At 54.3% G+C, this 17,489-nt stretch carries 13 protein-coding genes and 1 tRNA gene; 2 read left to right on the forward strand and 12 right to left on the reverse strand.

The features are described 5' to 3' along the window. Nucleotides 1–2: 2 nt before the first annotated feature. The 5 genes from MGLY_RS14475 to MGLY_RS14495 form a co-directional block, all read right to left on the reverse strand. Entirely contained in the window at nt 3–3,419 is a 3,417-nt protein-coding gene (locus tag MGLY_RS14475) for a TSCPD domain-containing protein (RefSeq protein WP_156274958.1), read from the reverse strand. 73 nt (nt 3,420–3,492) lie between these two features. Further along, nucleotides 3,493–4,197 carry a two-component system sensor histidine kinase NtrB gene (locus tag MGLY_RS14480; protein WP_156274960.1) on the reverse strand — a complete coding sequence of 235 codons (705 nt, stop codon included), beginning with the start codon at nt 4,195–4,197 and terminating at the stop codon, nt 3,493–3,495. A gap of 69 nt (nt 4,198–4,266) precedes the next feature. After that, nucleotides 4,267–6,999, reverse strand: a complete 2,733-nt coding sequence (locus MGLY_RS14485) for a UPF0182 family membrane protein (RefSeq protein ID WP_156274962.1) — start codon at nt 6,997–6,999, stop codon at nt 4,267–4,269. 110 nt (nt 7,000–7,109) lie between these two features. Further along, nucleotides 7,110–8,039: a D-alanine--D-alanine ligase gene (locus tag MGLY_RS14490; RefSeq protein ID WP_156274964.1), complete on the reverse strand. Its 930-nt coding sequence runs from the start codon at nt 8,037–8,039 to the stop codon at nt 7,110–7,112. Nucleotides 8,040–8,041: 2 nt separating this feature from the next. After that, nucleotides 8,042–8,893, reverse strand: coding sequence for a PHP domain-containing protein (locus MGLY_RS14495; protein ID WP_170291108.1), 852 nt, complete (start codon nt 8,891–8,893; stop codon nt 8,042–8,044). 114 nt (nt 8,894–9,007) lie between these two features. Between MGLY_RS14495 and MGLY_RS14500 the strand changes: the two genes are divergently transcribed. After that, nucleotides 9,008–9,083 (forward strand) — tRNA-Trp (locus MGLY_RS14500). A 189-nt stretch (nt 9,084–9,272) separates the two neighbouring features. Here MGLY_RS14500 and MGLY_RS14505 read toward each other — a convergent pair. The 3 genes from MGLY_RS14505 to fusA form a co-directional block, all read right to left on the reverse strand. After that, nucleotides 9,273–9,791, reverse strand: coding sequence for a methyl-accepting chemotaxis protein (locus MGLY_RS14505; RefSeq protein ID WP_246187347.1), 519 nt, complete (start codon nt 9,789–9,791; stop codon nt 9,273–9,275). Beyond that, entirely contained in the window at nt 9,784–11,049 is a 1,266-nt protein-coding gene (locus MGLY_RS14510) for a sensor domain-containing diguanylate cyclase (RefSeq protein ID WP_156274971.1), read from the reverse strand. Before MGLY_RS14510 ends, MGLY_RS14505 begins: the two co-directional genes overlap by 8 nt. Before the next feature lie 285 nt (nt 11,050–11,334). Then, the gene (gene fusA, locus MGLY_RS14515; protein WP_156274973.1) at nt 11,335–13,380 is read right to left on the reverse strand and encodes an elongation factor G; all 2,046 of its coding nucleotides are present in this window, start codon (nt 13,378–13,380) and stop codon (nt 11,335–11,337) included. A 184-nt stretch (nt 13,381–13,564) separates the two neighbouring features. Here fusA and MGLY_RS14520 point away from each other — a divergent pair, with 184 nt between their 5' ends. Continuing rightward, nucleotides 13,565–15,106 carry a putative polysaccharide biosynthesis protein gene (locus tag MGLY_RS14520; RefSeq protein WP_156274975.1) on the forward strand — a complete coding sequence of 514 codons (1,542 nt, stop codon included), beginning with the start codon at nt 13,565–13,567 and terminating at the stop codon, nt 15,104–15,106. Here MGLY_RS14520 and surE read toward each other — a convergent pair. The 4 genes from surE to MGLY_RS14540 form a co-directional block, all read right to left on the reverse strand. Further along, entirely contained in the window at nt 15,067–15,849 is a 783-nt protein-coding gene (gene surE, locus MGLY_RS14525; RefSeq protein ID WP_156274977.1) for a 5'/3'-nucleotidase SurE, read from the reverse strand. The genes MGLY_RS14520 and surE overlap by 40 nt on opposite strands. 2 nt (nt 15,850–15,851) lie before the next feature. Continuing rightward, complete coding sequence (locus MGLY_RS14530) at nt 15,852–16,007, reverse strand: YpmA family protein (RefSeq protein ID WP_156274979.1); 156 nt, start codon at nt 16,005–16,007, stop codon at nt 15,852–15,854. A 6-nt stretch (nt 16,008–16,013) separates the two neighbouring features. After that, nucleotides 16,014–16,919, reverse strand: a complete 906-nt coding sequence (locus MGLY_RS14535) for a tetratricopeptide repeat protein (protein WP_156274982.1) — start codon at nt 16,917–16,919, stop codon at nt 16,014–16,016. 113 nt (nt 16,920–17,032) lie between these two features. Further along, nucleotides 17,033–17,476, reverse strand: coding sequence for a Fur family transcriptional regulator (locus MGLY_RS14540; RefSeq protein ID WP_156274984.1), 444 nt, complete (start codon nt 17,474–17,476; stop codon nt 17,033–17,035). Nucleotides 17,477–17,489 lie beyond the last annotated feature (13 nt).

Consider the following 17,489-nt stretch of genomic DNA (forward strand, 5'->3'; position numbering starts at 1 on the left):
ACTTAACCGCATTTACTGAAGCCGCAGCTGCAGGTGACGCAGCCTTCCTGGAAATGGAGGTTGGAACCGCACTCCGGGCAGATACCCTTCTGGATGAGTTCGGCTTCGGCAGCCGGGCTCAAAGGCTGGAAACCGGCCGGCTGGTTTTCAATGGTAGCGCTAATTTCGGCCAGGGCGCGGGCGCTGAAATCAGATGGTAGCTGGTAAGAACCGTGGTCGTGCCAGTTTTTCAGCTCCTGGGCCAGGACGCGGCCGATGATGTCCGGGCAGGATTTACCGACTATACTTTTATCGGTGGCCCGGCGCCGTAAGAAATTGGGGCAGCTTACCGAGGTGAGCTGGTCAATAATGGCCTCCGGGGCAATATTGGCCCGCAGGGCCAGGGAAATCAGCCGGCTGACACCTTCGGTAAATCCGCTGCAGCCACCGGAAGAGCCGGTGGTGATAAAGGTTTCGATTAAACCCTCCTGGTCATAATTGACGGTGATATACATTTTACCGCAACCCGTCTTAACCTGCTCGGTAACGCCGCAGGTACGTTTCGGCCGCGGCCGGGGATGGGTTTTCTGGCCGGAGGGCGTCTTGACAGCAGTATTTTTGGTGCCGCTGACCAGCACTTCCTGTTCCCGGCTGCCGGAACGGTAGACTGTCACCCCTTTACAACCCAGCTGGTAGGCCAGTTCATAGACCCGGCGGACGTCTTCCCTGGTGGCACCGGGCGGGAAGTTAACCGTTTTGGAGACGGCATTATCGGTACTGGCCTGGAAGGCGGCCTGCATGCGGATGTGCCACTCCGGGGCGATTTCCAGGGCCGTGACAAAAACCCGGCGCATATCCGGCGGGATCTGCTTGATATCATGGATACTTGTCCCGGCGGCAATTTGCTGGAAAATTAACCTGGCCTCATCCGGCGCAAAATTTTCCTCTATGTAGGCCCGGAAAACAGGGTTGACCTCAATAAGGCTTTCGCCATCCAGGACGTTTTTAGTGTAGGCCAGGGCGAAAACCGGTTCTATCCCTGAGCTGGTACCGGCAATCATACTGATGGTACCGGTAGGGGCAATGGTGGTGCAGGTGGCATTGCGGAGTTCCTGCCCCCGGTAAATGCTCCTGTCGATATTGGGAAAGCTGCCCCGCTCTTCCGCCAGCCTCCGGGAAGCCTGGCGGGCTTCTTTTTGAATAAAGGCCATCACCCGGCGGCCCAGCTCCACTGCTTCTTCTGTATCATAAGGAATCCGGAGCAAGAAAAGCATATCGGCCCAGCCCATGACTCCCAGGCCGATTTTCCGGTTACCCATGACCATGGCCTTTATCTTTTCCAGGGGGAATTCATTGATCTCAATAACGTTATCCAGGAAGCGTACCGACCAGTAAACTGTTTCCGCTAACTTGTCCCAGTCTACGCCGCCCTCCCGGACCATATTGGCCAGGTTCAGGGAGCCAAGGTTACAGGCTTCATAAGGTAAAAGGGGCTGTTCCCCGCAGTTATGGGCGTAGATGCCGTTGGCGTCGAAGGCGTTGATGCCGGGAACCTGGACGTCATATACGTCTTCGACCCCGTCATCTTCGATGGCAAGGACCGTGGCTGTAAAGCGCTCACGATTCATTCCTCGCCGGTAAGACGCAAGGAGTGAATTTAATTTCCTCGCCTTGTCGACATCGCCAAAGCCGATCCGCCCGGCGAAAAAGGCCAGGTTATCCCCGCTGATGACCAGCTCATGCTGGGCCTTGATCTCATACTCCCGGGTACCTCCTTTACCATCGGGCAAGGGCCGGCTACCGGCCGGACGCCGTTCTGCATAAATGGTACTGGCAATGCCCAGGCGAAGGAGCATGCGCTGTACCGTGCGCAGGAGATCAAGGTTGCTCTGGGCCAGGCGGATGCTAACGCCCTTTTGCTGGCTCCCCTGGACCGAGGCATCGCAGTCAAACAGGCCCCGCAGGAAGCCCCGGTAGCCGTCTGACGAAGCACGTTCGATTGCCGGGGTAACGGTCTTAACGCCGGGCCCCATACCCATCCGCCCGGCCAGCATTTTCAGACTGGCTGACTTGAGGCGGAATTCGTCGCGCCCTTTAACGGCCATCCAGCCGGTAAAGTCGGAACGATGGGGTAATGCTCCGGCGTAGCTTAAAGCCAGCTTCATGACTGAGGCTGTACCGTCTTCTGCCTGCAGGTCGCCAACTGCCTTCTCCCTGGCCCAGACGGAAAGAATAGCGCTGTCCTTCTTGAGGACACCGTCACCGACCAGGAGACCAAGGAGGTAACCCTCACCTTCCGTCAGTTCGCCAGGCCACCCTGCCAGGGGGCGGTGATTATGCAGGAGAATCTGGTCGCCGGGCTTCAGCTCTTTGACCGGGACCCATTCGGAAGCAATACGGTAGCGCGTCCGGTCAACCATGCGCAGCACCCGGTGGTCAGCGGTGAGCCGGACACTGTATCCTTCCCGGGTGCGCAGGCTGACGACCGGCTTTGTCGCCGTCTTGAAGAAGCCTTCTTTACCTGTGGCGTAGGGCCGGCCGTTGACTACTGCTGTAAAGGGGCGGCCCAACAGTTCCCATACCTGGCGCGGGCCTTCACTTGTAGTCACCCAGGTATCGCCGGTCACGCAAGGGTTGGTGGCCTCGATGTCTCCCAGTTCAGGGGTGGGATTATCTTCATTTAAACGGTCCAGGAAGATGATGCCCGGCTCGCCGTTGGCCCAGGCATGGTTTACGATTTCCTCGAATACCTGCTGCGCTTTCAGCTTCTGGTATACTTTGCCGCCAAATTTTAGCTCATAGTAATCGTCCCGGGCCAGGGCTTCCATGAATTCCTTTGTCAGGCCCACGGAGATGTTGAAGTTGGTCAATTCATTGTTATTTTCCTTGCAGCTGATAAATTCCAGGATATCAGGGTGATCCACCCGTAAAATCCCCATATTGGCCCCCCGCCTGGTCCCTCCCTGCTTGATGGCCTCGGTGGCGGCATTGAAAACCTTCATAAAGGATACGGGGCCGGAGGCTACCCCGCCGGTAGAGCGTACGGGGCTGTTTTTCGGCCGCAGGCGGGAAAAGGAAAAGCCTGTCCCCCCACCACTTTTATGAATCAGGGCCGCGTCTTTAACCGCGGTAAAGATGGCCTCCATACTGTCTTCCACCGGCAGGACAAAGCAGGCCGACAGCTGGCCCAGCTCCCGGCCGGCGTTCATCAGGGTGGGGCTGTTGGGTAAAAAGTCCCAGCTGGTCATGAGCTGGTAAAAGCGCAGGCTTATGTCTTCTAGCTGCTCTTCTGTCCAGGCGGGGTTGAAAATTTTTTCCGCCCCGGCTACGGCCCTGGCCACCCGGTGGAACATCTCCTCCGGTGTTTCCACCGGGACACCATTTTCTTTCTTCAAGTAACGTTTTTCGATAATCAAGCGGGCATTGTCTGTTAATTTCATTCTGTCACCATCCATATATTGACATAAAAGAAAGTTATCTACATAGTTATCCACTTTATCCACTGGTTCCAGTTTAAGTTACAGGCAGGTAAATACTGAAACAACTTCCCTCCCCTACTTTGCTTTTAACTTCTATTTTACCACCATGACCGGCAACGATACGGTTGCTCAAGGTTAAGCCCAGGCCGGTACCGTTTTCCTTGGTGGTATAAAAGGGCTCGAAGATTAATTTTAGCTGTTCCGGGGGAATCCCCGGGCCATTATCTTCAACGGTGGTGACGACCTGGCCGGTAGTCGTATCCAGGTAAGAAGTTACAATTACCTGGCCTCCTGGACCGGCCGCCTGGATGGCATTGGAAGTCAGGTTGAGAATGACCTGTTTAATCTGGCCGGGATCCAGGCATAAAAGGGGTAAATCTGGTGCCAGGTACTGGACCAGTTTTACCTCATGCATTATAGCTTCCTGCTCGGCCAGGAGCAGGGCTTCGGCCACCAGCTGGCCGAAAGGCGTTATTTGCAGCTGGGGCTGGGAAGGCTTGGCAAGGGACAGGAACTCCTTGATAATATTATTGATGCGATCGAGTTCGTCAAACATAATGGTGAAATATTCCTGCTCGAGGGCCTGGGGGTCAAATTTAGTTTGTAAGAGTTGTAAAAAACCGCGAATGGAAGTTAGAGGATTGCGGATTTCGTGGGCCATACCGGCAGCCAGTTCACCGACAATGGCCAGTTTTTCTGTTAAATATTCCCGGTCCTCTTCAGGAAAAGAATAAGCCACTACCCTCTCACCTCCGGCCCATAACTAATACATTTCCACAAGATGGCCATTTTTCCTCCTGGCAGGAGATTACTGGCGATAATTTTGTTGCATCTCCTGGAGAAGCTGGCCCAGTTTCTTCATATTTTCGCCATAACCAGCCCAGTCGCCCAGTTTTAGTTTTTCCTGGGCCTCACTGTAAAGGCGGTTGGCTTCCTGGATGGAAGTTGCTAAATTGCTAGTTGTAAGCGGGCCGGAAGGAGGTGCCGTTGTTGCCGGTGGCGGGGTAACAGGTGCCCGGTCACCGAAAATGGCCTTCAGGGCGCCGGCCAGGGTATCGGCCATGACTATTTTCTCCCCGTAAGCTACTACCACCTGGCGGAGTTCCGGCAACTTGCTCTCCTGGGCCTGGAGGAAAATTGGTTCCACATAGAGCAATGCTTCCTTAATGGGTAGGACCAGGAGATTGCCGCGGATAACCCGGGAACCGTGCTGGTCCCAGAGGGTAAGTTGCTGGGAGATAGTGGGTTCCTGGTCAATGCGGGCTTCAATTTGCATGGGGCCATAAATGGAACGATTTTTAGGGAACGTATAAAGTAGGAGCTGGCCGTAGTGGGGGCCGTCGTTGCGGGCCGCCAGCCAGGCCACCATATTAACCTTGCGCGCCGGGGTGAAGGGCAGTATTAGTATATATTCCGCTTCCTGTTCGCCGGGCAAGGGCATTAAGGTATAGTAGGGCTCTATGGCCTGGCGCTGATCGCCCACCATTTCCTCGGCAATACTCCAGGCGTCTTCTTTATTATAGAAGAGCATGGTGTTTTCCATGTGGTAGCTGGCCAGCATCCTGGCCTGGATGGCCAGCAGTTCCGCAGGATAACGCAGGTGCTGCCGCAGTTCGGCCGGCATGGCCTCCAGGGGTTTAAACAGGCCAGGGAAAATCTTACCCAGGGTCTGGCTTAAGGGATCGCCGGGATCCACAATATAGTAATCGACCGTACCGTTATAGGCATCAATTACCACCTTGACGGCATTGCGGATGTAATTAAAACCCTCATTGACCGGTTCGGAATAGGGATACATACTGGTTAAAGTATAGGCGTCAAGTAACCAGTACAGCCGCCCGCCGGCGACCACCAGGTAGGGGTCGGCGTCATAACGCAAGTAAGGCATAATCTTGCGGGCCCGTTCCTGGATGTTGCGGTAGTAGAGGATTTTGCTCTGGGGAGTCAGTTCCTTGCTCATCAATAACCGGTAATCATTAAAGCGGAAGGCAAAGATGAGGCGCCGCCAGTAGTTATTGAGGGCTACTCCTCCCCTGCCCTCATACCTGGTTTCCACGAAGTTATCGCCAGCGCTGGCGGGATAATCGAATTCAGCCGCCTTGCCGCCGGTAATAACGTAATCGCCGGTTAACTCACCGTAATAGATGCGGGGTTCGTTAAGCTGGAGACCGGCAGTACTGCGGAAGGGCAAATCGCCGGCAATAAATTCGGGCTGGCCACCGGGGGTAACGGTGCTGGCCAGATTCATGGCCAGGCCGTAGCCATGGGTATAGCGCATTTTTTCATTAATCCAGGTCCTGGCCCGGTCAGGCAGCTTATCCTGGTCCAGTTCGCGGGCTGAAAGCATGACCTGGCGCTGGCTGCTTCCGAAGGTATAACGGTCGACATCAATATCCTTAAAGCTATAATAGGAGCGGATTTCCTGGAGCTGGCTGTAGGTTTGCTGCAGGGGCCGGTAATCCCACAGGCGGATATTATCCAGGGTAATCTTCTCCTGTTCCAGGTCGGCCGGGGTAAGATTATCACGGGCCGGGAATTCCCGGACGGTTATTTTATCTAAACCAAAGGCGCGGCGGGTAAAGTCAATATTAAAACGCAGGTAGGGCTCTTCCCGGACAAACTCATTGGGCTCGACCTGGAACTTCTGTATTGCCAGGGGTAGAATAACTACCAGCAAGGCATAAGCAGCAATGAAAGTCAAGATCCCCAGGCCTACCAGCTTGAGGTTGCGGCGGAAGGCATTGAGGAAGATAAGCAAGGCACAGGCCACGGCTACACCAGCCAGGATGTTATACCCCGGTAGCAGGGCGTGAATATCCGTATAACTGGCGCCAAAGGCTACACCCCGGGGCGAACGGACCAGATCAAAGGCCCGCAGGCGGAAACCCCAGGCCTGGACCAGGAAGAAGAGGGCCACCAGGGTGGAAAAATGAACCTGGGGACGGGCAAAGCGACCCTTTCGTAAGCCCAGGAGTTCTCCCGGGTTAAAAAGCAGGTAGAAAAAGCCGGTAACCAGGGCGGCCCCTACCAGGGCCGTAACTAACAGGCCATAGAGAAAATGATAAAAAGGCAATTTAAAGACGTAAAAGCCAATATCTCTGGCAAATAAGGGATCAGTAAACCCAAAGTTAGTTGCCTGCAGGTATTGCTGGACAACCAGCCATTTACCGGCTGCCAGGGGACTGAAGAGCAAGGCACCAATCAGGCTCACCAGGAGGTAAAGGATGGTTAACCGCTGCCGGGTAACAAAACGGTCAACCAGGTACTCTTTTAAGGTCCAGCTTTCCCGGGTGGAGGAAGGAGTTAAATTTAGACCCCGGTAAGTAAAAAGCAGGTTGAGGTAAAAGAAAAGGAAGAAAAAGGATAGGACTGCCAGCCGCAGGCCCCAGTCGGATAAAAGCCTGGTAATGAGGACCTGGCGGTAGCCGGCTTCGCCAAACCAGTACCAGTCAGCCAGGAAATGGGAACCCAGGAAGGTAATACCCAGCCCGGCCAAGATGATGATTAACAGGATTATCCGTATGCGGTTCAGGATGCTCATATTAAAAACCTCCTGCAGGGGGTTACAAGTAATACTTCGCCACCGGGGTGGCCTTTCCTCCTGGTTAAAAGAAAAAGCCCCGTGCTACCGGGGCTGCTCCATGACACTTTTCAGGCTTCCAGGGCCAGGTCGACTATTTTTTGCACCAGGGCCGGGAAATCTAACCCGGCAGCCCGGGCAGCGTCGGGGACCAGGCTGGTGGCTGTCATGCCGGGAACACTGTTGACTTCAATAACCTGGGGAACCTGGCCCCGGGCCACAATCATATCCACCCGGGCAAAGCCACGGCAGCCCAGGAGGGTATAAGCCTGGCGGGCCAGGGAGGTGGCTGCGGCCAGGACGGCCTCCGGCAGCCGGGGTGGGATAATATGATCACTTAAACCGGGGGTATATTTAGCCGTATAATCATAAAACCCGGTATGGGAAACAATTTCAATTAGAGGTAAGACCCGGGGATCACTGTTGCCCAGGATGGCGGCCGTTATTTCCGGCCCGGGAAGAAAAGCCTCGGCCATAAAGCAGGGGTCATACTTTAAGGCGCCTTCAATGGCGGGAGTCAACTCTCCTTCCTCCCTGACGATGAAGGTGCCGATGGTGGAACCCTGGGTCGGGGCTTTTATGACCACCGGTAAACCCAGGTCCTTTAAAATGCGTTTCTTTACCTCTTCCCTGCCGGCAGCATACTGGCCGGCAGTCCAGCTCAAAAAATCAGGGGTGGGCAGGCCGGCCTGGCGTAAGATGCGCTTGGTCATGATTTTATCCATGGTAATGGCGCTGGCCAGGACGCGGCTGCCGGTATAGGGGATGCCCAGAATCTCCAGCAAGCCCTGGACCGAACCGTCTTCTCCCGGCCTGCCGTGCAGGGCGTTGAACACAACGTCAGGAGCAAAGGCCTTTAGTTTAGCAACAACTTCCTCATCCAGGTCAATCTTCATTACCTCGTGCCCCAGGCCTGCCAGGGCGGCAGCAACAGCGGCCCCGCTCTTTAAGGAAATTTCCCTTTCAGAAGAAGGGCCACCCATTAAGACGGCTATTTTCATATTTATACAGGTACCTCCTTATAATCCTTTAGCCTGGCAACCATCCTGGCGGAAATGCCCATAGCCCCCATTTCCACCGGCGCGTAAATACCGTGAAAATCGGTGCCTCCGGTAATGAGGAACCCTCGATCCAGGGCCAGCCGGTAGAAATAACGGATAGCGTCTCTCCCTTTATCCCCTAGATAATAATAAAATACCTCCAGGCCGTCAATGCCCTCTTCCAGGATGAGCTTTAATAGCCCTTCATCCCTGATCAGGCCGGGATGGGCCAGGATGGCGATACCTTTAGCGGCGTGAATCAAGGATACCGCCCGGGGCAAGGGGTTACCATCATAAGGGATGTAGGCCAGGCCGCCGGGGGCTAAATAATATCGTAAAAATTCAATTGTCTGGGCCGGTTCTTGCACATAACCGTTCTGCCGTAAAAGCTGCAGGATGTGGTTTTTACCCAGGACACCTCCGGGAGGGATAAGCTTTAAAGCCTGCTCCCAGCTAAGATTAAAACCCAGGGCCTGCAGGCGCCGGATGACCTGCCGGGCAAGGAAATTTCGTTCCCGGCAGATGGTTTGTAAAGCGGAGATTAATCCAGGAGAATAGGGATCAAAATTATAGCCCAGGAGATGGATTTCCTGGCCTTTAAAACTTGTAACCATTTCAATTCCAGGCAGGAGATCCAGGTCGAATTCCCGGGCATACTTGTAAGCCTGGTAATAACCTGCTAGGCTTTCATGATCGGTAAAGCTAAGGGCCTTGAGGCCGATTTTTTTCGCCTGTTCCAGGGCTGCTGCCGGCGCCAGGCTGCCGTCCGAGGCCAGGGTGTGAATGTGGAGGTCGGCATATACCAAGGGCAACACCTCGAAAAGCTGACATTATATCTATATTCGGCTTTGAGAAAAAGAAACCTGCCGGGCGTTAAAAAAACGGCATCTTGACTGGCGGGCGGGAAGGGGGTATAATAAGGTTGCTGTAGGGGTGTAGCTCAACTGGTAGAGTAGCGGTCTCCAAAACCGTTGGTTGCGGGTTCGAGCCCTGCCACCCCTGCCATAAAAAATCTAGACCCCGCAAGGCTTGCGGGGTTTTCGCTTTTTAAGGAGATACGCAGGTTTTGGCGGCGGTATCTTCTGCCGCAAGGCATTTATTAGCCTTAATTTTAACTGGGCTGGCAGTCAAAAGGCGGCCCGGCATAACGGGAAAAAGCCGGGCTACTTGCCCATCAATGCTAGCCCTCAAACCTTATACCTTGAAGCGTGCTACCTGTTCCTCCAGCCGCTTGGCCACCGCCAGCACCTGCTGGGCATTGGCGGCTATCTCCTGGGTGGAGGCCGATAGTTCCTCGGCCGACGCGGAGATCTCCTCGGCCGAAGCCGAAGCTTCCTCCGACACCGCGCTGACGCTCTGGACCCGGTCCAGCACTACGTCCTTGGCCTTCACCGTGCTGTCTACTTCACGGTAAGTAGCTTCGATCATGGGCGCGATGGCGGCTACGGAATCGAGGATGTCGTCAAAGGATTGAACCGTTTTCTCCACGTTCTCTAGCTGCGCCACTACCTGCCTGCTGACCCCCTCCGAAGTGTGCACTACTTCACTGGTCTCCGTACCTATGGTGTTCAGGAGAGCCCTTATCTTATCCGATGAAGCCCTGGACTGCTCGGCGAGCTTTCTTACCTCGTCCGCCACTACCGCGAAGCCCCGGCACCTGGTAATATCTTGCCACATTTTGGTGAGTTTTGTCAATACGATCTCCTCAAACATCGGTTTCCGTCCGGTTGCGACCGTGGGATTTGGCCGTGTAGAGGGCTTTATCAGCTCTGGCGATAACTTCCTCCAGCGTCTCATTATCCCTAGCCCGGGCAATACCTGAGCTTACGGTGGCGCGGATGACAATTTGGGAGGTGATAGGAAACGAATATGCCTCTACTTCTCGACGTAAGCGCTCGGCCACAGCTCTGGCTCGAACCTCGTCCGTATTCCATAGGGCTACGATGAACTCTTCGCCTCCAAATCTACCGGCAACATCATAACTCGAGCGAACGGTCTTGAGGATTAATCCTGCTAGCTCCTTAAGCACCATATCTCCGGCCTGGTGGCCGTAGGTATCGTTTATTTTTTTAAAATGATCTATGTCGATCATTATGAGGCTAAGTGGGAGGGCCTGCTTACGACTTTCCTCCAGCATGGTTTCTATCAACAGGTTAGCGGCTCTCCGGTTAAGCAGACCGGTTAGAGGATCGGTTGTAGCCAAACGCTCCAGGCGCAGCTTATCTTGATAGAGGTGTAAGTAAAGGTTGGACAGCGGCTCGCGGATACACTTGTCCAATATACCGTAGAAGAGAAGAAAATAGCTCCATAGCTTAAATATGTGACCCAGAAAATTGGCCAGGTCGTAAACATTTACATAAAGGGTGAAGCAAAACTCACTGATTATAGTCACAAGGATAGAGTAAGATAGGTATTGCACTATAACTCGGGGTAGTAAGGGTTGCCCCTTGCGTATGCGGTACAGTGCCGTAAGGAGTAGAGCGATTATCGCATATTCAGCGGCAACCTTAAAAGTTGTAAGGCCGCTTCCTTCCAGATAGCATACAGGGAAAACTTTCCACCAGAATATGGTGAGCAGAACGAAAACGCCATAAGAAGCAAAGAACAGTGATAGGACATGTCGAGTTTTGGCTGTGCGCACGAGGGGAGCAGTCAAAAGGACCGTCGCTTCCAGAAACCTTCCTGCTATCCATAACTGCGTGGCCAGATTGGCTCCGGTCTCCGCAAATATGCCCATACCCTTATAGGCGATAGTATGTATCAAATCCAATAACCCCACAAAGGCGTATCCTACACCTATAACGCTGGGAAACAAGTTATACTCCTGTTCCCTGGTGAGCCAGGAGAGGGCAAAGATAAGTCCTGCCACCACCACACTGAATAGCTCAACAAGGGCATGAAAAAGGAGGTAATTCGCGCAGGAGATTAAGTATAGTCCAGCTGTTAGAACTATCATCGCTAACCAGAACACTTGATCCTCTCCTCACCAGGCCGGGGCCAGAATCTACCAAGCCGGGTAATTACAGCTTCTTCTGGCCTCGCCCTGATGTTCAGGAACATATTTACTTACCTACCACCGCTTTGATTATACTTTATCATATTAGTGGTGGTCGTGCAGGATTAAATTATACTTAACCCGCGACCCCTCCCCATTTCTCCGCTTTTACTCCACATCCACTCCGCTTATGTGCCTATTTTCACAATTAAGTACAGTTAAACTCAAGCCCCCTCCTGGCGAGGGGGCTTTTTGAGATCCTTACTCATCCTTTTCCCTTCTGGCTTCCTGGATAATCTTTTCGGCAATGCTGGCCGGGACTTCTTCGTACTGGGCGAAGTCCATTTTAAAGTGGCCACGGCCCTGGGTGATGGACTTCAGGTCGATGGCGTAGCGGTACATTTCGGCCAGGGGTACCTGGGCGCGGATGATTTGATTTTTACCCTGGGGTTCCATTCCCAGGATCCGTCCCCGGCGGCCGTTTAAATCGCCCATAATGTCGCCCATGAACTGTTCGGGTACGGTAATTTCTACGTTCATAATGGGCTCCAGCAGCACCGGCTTGGCCTGTTCTACGGCCTTGCGGAAGGCTATCCCGGCGGCAATCTTGAAGGCCATTTCTGAGGAGTCTACCGTATGATAAGAACCGTCGGCCAGGTTAACCTTAATATTGGTTACCGGGTAGCCGGCCAGGATCCCTTCCTGCATGGCTTCCCGGATGCCCTTCTCCACGGCCGGAATATACTGCCGCGGGACGGCACCGCCGAAGATGGTTTCGGTAAACTCAAATTCCTTGTCCGGCAGGGGGGCCATGTCGATAAAGACATGACCGTACTGGCCGTGACCGCCGGTTTGTTTCTTGTGCTTGCCTTCCACCCGGTTAACACTGGCGCGAATGGTTTCCCGGTAGGGTACCCTGGGAGTACTCATTTCTACTTCCACGCCGAATTTCCGCTGCAGGCGCTCCAGGGTAATGTCCAGGTGGGACTCACCCATGCCGGTGAGAATGGTTTCCCTGGTCTCGGTATTTTTACTCAGGCGCAGGGTCGGGTCTTCTTCCAGTAGCCTTGCCAGGGCATTGCTGAGCTTATCTTCATCGCCTTTACTTTTAGGCCGGATGGCCACGGGAAGGGTCGGTTCGGGGAAGTTGATTCCTTCCAGTTTGACCGGGCTGGCCTTGCTGGTAAGGGTATCGCCGGTAGTGGTAACCTGCAATTTGGCAATGGCCCCCATGTCCCCCGGCCGCATTTCGGTAACGGCAACCTGAGTTTTACCCTGGAGGGCAAAAAGCTGGCCGATTTTTTCTTCACTTTCCCGGTTGGCGTTGTAAACACTGGAGTCCGATTTCAGAATGCCGCTGTAGACCCGGAACATGCTTAACCTGCCGACATAGGGATCGGCCAGGGTCTTGAATACCAGGACGGCCAGGCTTTCCTTTTCCAGTTCGGTGGCTGTTTTACCGGCCACATCCACAGGTGAGGGTAAATAATTAACAATATAATCCAGCAACGGTTTAACGGCCATATTTTTCAGGGCCGAACCGCAGAGGACAGGGACAACTTTGCCTTCGGCAATGGCTTTTTTGAGGCCAATTCGTACCTCTTCCGGGGTGAGTTCCTCGCCTTCCAGGTATTTCATTAAAAGTTCATCATCGCCTTCGGCAGCAGCCTCGACCAGGGCTTCTCGTAAAGACGCAACTTCACCGGCGTATTCAGCCGGGACAGGGCCCTCCTTTTCATTACCGTTACTGTCATAGGTGTAGGCCTTCTGATTGAGAATATCAATGACACCGGTAAAGGTTTCGGCAGCTCCTATGGGCAGCTGGACGGGGACAATACGACCGCTCAAACGTTCCCGCATGGAGTCTACGGCCTTCTGGAAATTGGCGTTTTCCCGGTCCATTTTATTAACATAGGCCAGCCGCGGCAGGTGTCGGGCCTCGGCTTCTTCCCAGACAACCTCCGTCTGGACTTCCACCCCGGCCACGGCACTGACAACTACCAGCACACTATCAACTACCCGTAAGGCGCTTACCACATCACCAAAGAAATCGCTGTAACCCGGCGTATCAAGGATATTTATCTTATGATCCTGCCACTCGGCAAAGGCCAGGGAGGTATTAATGGTTACCTTGCGCTTAATTTCTTCCGGGTGGTAGTCGGTGACGGTGTTGCCCTCGTCAACCCGGCCCAAACGCTTGGTGGCCCCGGCATTATACAGCAGTGCTTCCGTGAGGCTCGTTTTGCCGGCACCGCCATGGGCTACAATGCCAACGTTACGGATATGGGTACTGGGGTAAACCTTCATTAAATTAAGCCCTCCTCATCCTTCTGCTGTTAACGAAAACTTAACAGGGAATATATTAGCCTTCCCTTGGCGAAATTCCTCTTTTTCCGGTGAAATATTTTTAAGATAGGCCGTTTCTACTTTTCCCCACTTCTGGTTCTTCTAAACATTTCCCGGCCGGCATAAGTTTAGATGGGGTGAAAGTATGCGCGCATCTATCTGGCAGGGTGCTGCTATTCTCATGCTGGCCAGCCTGTTAAACCGGATTATCAGTTTTGCCTACCGCATCCTGGTGGTACGTTTCATTGGCGCCGAAGGCATGGGCCTCTATGAAATGGTTTTTCCCTTTTATAGCCTGGTCTTAATGCTCGCTACTGCCGGTGTGCCGGTGGCCCTGGCCAAGTTAATAGCGGAAAGGGTGGCTCTCCAGGCCTGGGGAAAGGTACGCAGTGTTTTCCGCCTCTCCCTGCTCTTTTTAGCCGGTAGTGGGCTCCTAGCAGCCTTAATTCTATGGTTTCTGGCTCCTTATCTAACTGGCAGGATCTTCGCCGATGCCCGGGTTTACCAGGCTTTTCTGGTTATGCTGCTGGCCCTTCCCGTGGTCTGCACCTGCTCGGCCTTCCGCGGCTATTTCCAGGGATTGCAACTGATGCAACCCCTGGCCCTGGCCCAGGTAAGTGAACAGGTGGTACGGGTAGGCGCCGGCCTCTTCTTTGGCCTTCACTTCCTTCCCTATGGGGTGGCCATGGCCGCCGCCGGCCTGGCTATGGGGATGGTCCTGGGGGAACTGGCAGGGCTGGTGATAAGTATCGTTATTTTCTGGCAGGCACGTTCCTACTATGATGTGGCTAGCTACCAGGAAGGTTCAATGCAAGCCGATATTTTACCCCTGGCGCGCCTGTCCCTGCCGGTCATGCTGGCCCGGGCTGCCGGCGGGGTGATGTTGACCCTGGAAGCCCTGCTGATCCCTCGCCAGCTGCAGCGCTGGGGAGCAAGCGTAGCGGAAGCTACGGCTATCTATGGCCAGTATGCCGGCATCGCCCTGACCCTGGTTTACCTGCCCATGGTCATTACGGTGGCCGTCGCCATGGCTATGGTCCCGGCTATTGCTGAAGCCCAGGCCATGAAGGATTATGATCTGTTATCTAAACGTTGCCGGCAGGCTTTAAAACTTACGGTTTTAAGCGGTTTACCCTTTGTGGTCATCTTTTATCTCCTGGCTACACCCCTTTGCGATCTTATTTTCTCCACCCCGGCTGCCGGGGTAGCCTTGCAAATGCTTGCCTGGGGCAGCCTTTTTATCTACCTGGAACAAACTACCGTCGGCATTCTTAATGGCCTGGGGGCCATGCCCACCGTTCTCCGGACGACCGTTACCGGCGGGCTGGTAGATATTCTGGGGATTTATTTCTTTACTCCCCTGCTGGGGATTACCGGAGCTGCCCTGGGGGTGAACCTGGGTAGCGCTACGACGGCTGTTTTAAATCTCCTGGCCCTGGCCAGGTATACCCCTTTACGCCTGGATCTGCGGACTTTTGTTTGCTGGCCGGTGGTGGCCGCCGGGGGGCTGGCCCTGGCTACTTCCTTTTTCTGGACGGTTCTCGCGGCTGTACCGGCAACCTGGCGTCTTATCCAGACTATTGCCGGCGGCGGGTTAATCTATCTCTTCATCCTCTTCGGCGCCGGCGTGATTAACCCCAACCACCTTTACTTATTACCGTGGCCCGGCCAAAGATATGGCAGGTAGGTGCTTAATTCCTCCTGAAAGGCGTAATGGGTTAAATCTAGCTGCAGAGGCGTCAGGGAAATCAAGCCGCAATTCAAGGCGCCGATATCGGTATCGGGGCCCTGGTCAAGCTCCTCTTTCTCACCGGCCAACCAATAATAAGCTCGTCCCCGGGGGTCCTGCCGGCAGCTGACGGTATTGATGTAGCGCCGCCGGCCCAGGCGGGTGATAGCTATTCCTTTTATCTCAGCCTCAGGCAGGTGGGGAATATTCAGGTTTAACAAGGTACCATCCGGCAGACCCCGTTTGAGTATTTCCCGGGCCAGGCGGGCCGTGAAACTGGCGGCAAAGGTAAAATCAAACTCTTCTTCCCCCACCAGGGATACCGCCAGGGAAGGCCGGCCGTTGATACAGCCTTCAATAGCTCCCGAGACGGTTCCGGAATAAAGGACATCAGTGCCCAGGTTTTCACCGCGGTTAATACCGGAGACAACCAGGGCCGGTGGTTCCTCCAGGAGGGCGTCCAGGGCCAGTTTGACGCAATCGGCAGGGGTGCCGTTAATGGCCAGGCCCTTGCCGATGGGCTTTTCCCAGGGGACTTCGGTAATCCGTAACGGTTTATGCATGGTTATGCCGTGGCCGATGGCGCTGCGTTCTCTTTCAGGGGCTACCACGACCACCTTGCCGATGGCCGTCAGGGCCAGGCTCAGGGCCTTGATACCCGGCGCGTGGATACCGTCGTCGTTAGTTACCAGGATTAGCAAGGTTACACCTCGTAAATGGACAGGGTCATGGTTTGCCCGCCCGTATCCCTGGACAGGCCAAACATGAGGTTATAATCCTTCAGGGTTTTATTTAATAAGTCGACGATTTTATATAATTCATCGTTACTGGTAAAACTCTTGCTGACCAGCAGGCGCATGCCAGGTCATCCCTTCCTTCCTTCTTCCCTGGTAGGGGTCAATCCCCAGGCCCGGTTGTAACAGCAGGCGGCAGTTTCAGGCTCACCCATGGTATCATACAAGATTCCCAGTAGTTGCCAGCCATCGCCGTGCCGGGGCTCAAGGCGCAACAATTCTTCCAGGACTTCCCGGGCTTCCCCTAAACGACGTAATTTGATCAAGCAGGCGGCACAATTTAGTCTAACCTGCAGGTCAGCAGGCTGGAGAGCCAGGGCCCGGGCATAGAGGGGGGCAGCCAGGTAATATTTACCCAGGGCTTCCAGGCAGGTGGCGGCATTATTGAGTACGGAGACGTCCGCCGGTAACAGGCGCAGGGCCATTTCCAGGCATTCAATTGCTTCCAGCCAGCGCCGGCCCTGGATCAGGGCGGCCGCCAGGTTGGCGATAATTTCCCCCTGCCGGGGAGCCAGGGCCAGGGCCTGGTGGTAAAATTCGATGGCTTCTTCAATACGGTTGAGCTGGGCCAGGCAGACACCTATGTTATTCAGGAGATCGGCATCCCTGGCACCATACTGGCTGGCCCGCTGGAAACACCGGCAGGCTTCCTGCCATTGCCCCAGGCGCTGGTAACAGAGCCCGGTATTAATTAAAATGTCCGCATCCCTGGGGGCAAGTTTCAGGGCTTCCTGGTAACAGGCCAGGGCCTCCTTTGCCTCTCCCATCTTAAGAAGGCAATAACCCAGGTTGTTCCACCCGGCAGCATCACGTTTCCTGGTATGAAGGATTTCTTGATAAAGCGGAGCCGCCTCGTGAAAGCGACCCTGTTCCAGCAGCTGCCAGGCCTGCTCCTCTTTACTTAATGTTACCTTTTGGGAGAGGGCAACTGGCTGCTGCTCCCGGCTGTAAGCTGGATTTTGGACAGGACTGGACACGGTGCATCGCTCCTTTTCATATCCATCCTGTCCTTAATTTTTCGTCCTCCTTTATACCATTTCCTCCCATATATACCAAAAATCGTACGTCAAATAGCGTCACCACCCGACTTTCACCGGTCTTTGGCGGCGCAATCGCGACAGTATCCGAAAAATTTTAGCTGGTGATCGGTAATGTGGAAACCGGTCTGCTGGGTTAAAAGTTTTTCCAGGGATTCCAGCAGGTCATCATCAAACTCCTGGACCCGGCCGCAGCCCAGGCAGATCATGTGATGATGGTAGTGGGTTTCGTGCTGGTCCAGTTCATAACGGGTGCGGCCATCACCAAAATTGATTTTCTGTAAAATATCAAGTTCGGCCAGGAGATCCAGGGTGCGGTAAACGGTAGCCAGGCCAATATCGGGGTACCGTGCCTTGACGATGTTATATACCTCTTCGGCACTCAAATGCTCGGCCGCATTCTCAAGGAAGGCCTTGAGGATCACCTGGCGCTGGGGGGTTACCTTATAATCCAGCTGGTGGAGCTTTTGGCAGATGGCGTTGAAGGTATTTTCCATAGTAACACCTGTG

The organism is Moorella glycerini, from assembly GCF_009735625.1.
GTDB classification, from domain to species: domain Bacteria; phylum Bacillota; class DSM-521; order Neomoorellales; family Neomoorellaceae; genus Neomoorella; species Neomoorella glycerini.

Coding starts and splice junctions, on each gene's coding strand:
- MGLY_RS14475 (WP_156274958.1), bottom strand. CDS start 3,419: ATGAAATTAACAGACAATGCCCGCTTGATTATCGAAAAACGTTACTTG.
- MGLY_RS14485 (WP_156274962.1), bottom strand. CDS start 6,999: ATGAGCATCCTGAACCGCATACGGATAATCCTGTTAATCATCATCTTG.
- MGLY_RS14490 (WP_156274964.1), bottom strand. CDS start 8,039: ATGAAAATAGCCGTCTTAATGGGTGGCCCTTCTTCTGAAAGGGAAATT.
- MGLY_RS14505 (WP_246187347.1), bottom strand. CDS start 9,791: ATGTTTGAGGAGATCGTATTGACAAAACTCACCAAAATGTGGCAAGAT.
- fusA (WP_156274973.1), bottom strand. CDS start 13,380: ATGAAGGTTTACCCCAGTACCCATATCCGTAACGTTGGCATTGTAGCC.
- MGLY_RS14520 (WP_156274975.1), top strand. CDS start 13,565: ATGCGCGCATCTATCTGGCAGGGTGCTGCTATTCTCATGCTGGCCAGC.
- MGLY_RS14530 (WP_156274979.1), bottom strand. CDS start 16,007: ATGCGCCTGCTGGTCAGCAAGAGTTTTACCAGTAACGATGAATTATAT.
- MGLY_RS14540 (WP_156274984.1), bottom strand. CDS start 17,476: ATGGAAAATACCTTCAACGCCATCTGCCAAAAGCTCCACCAGCTGGAT.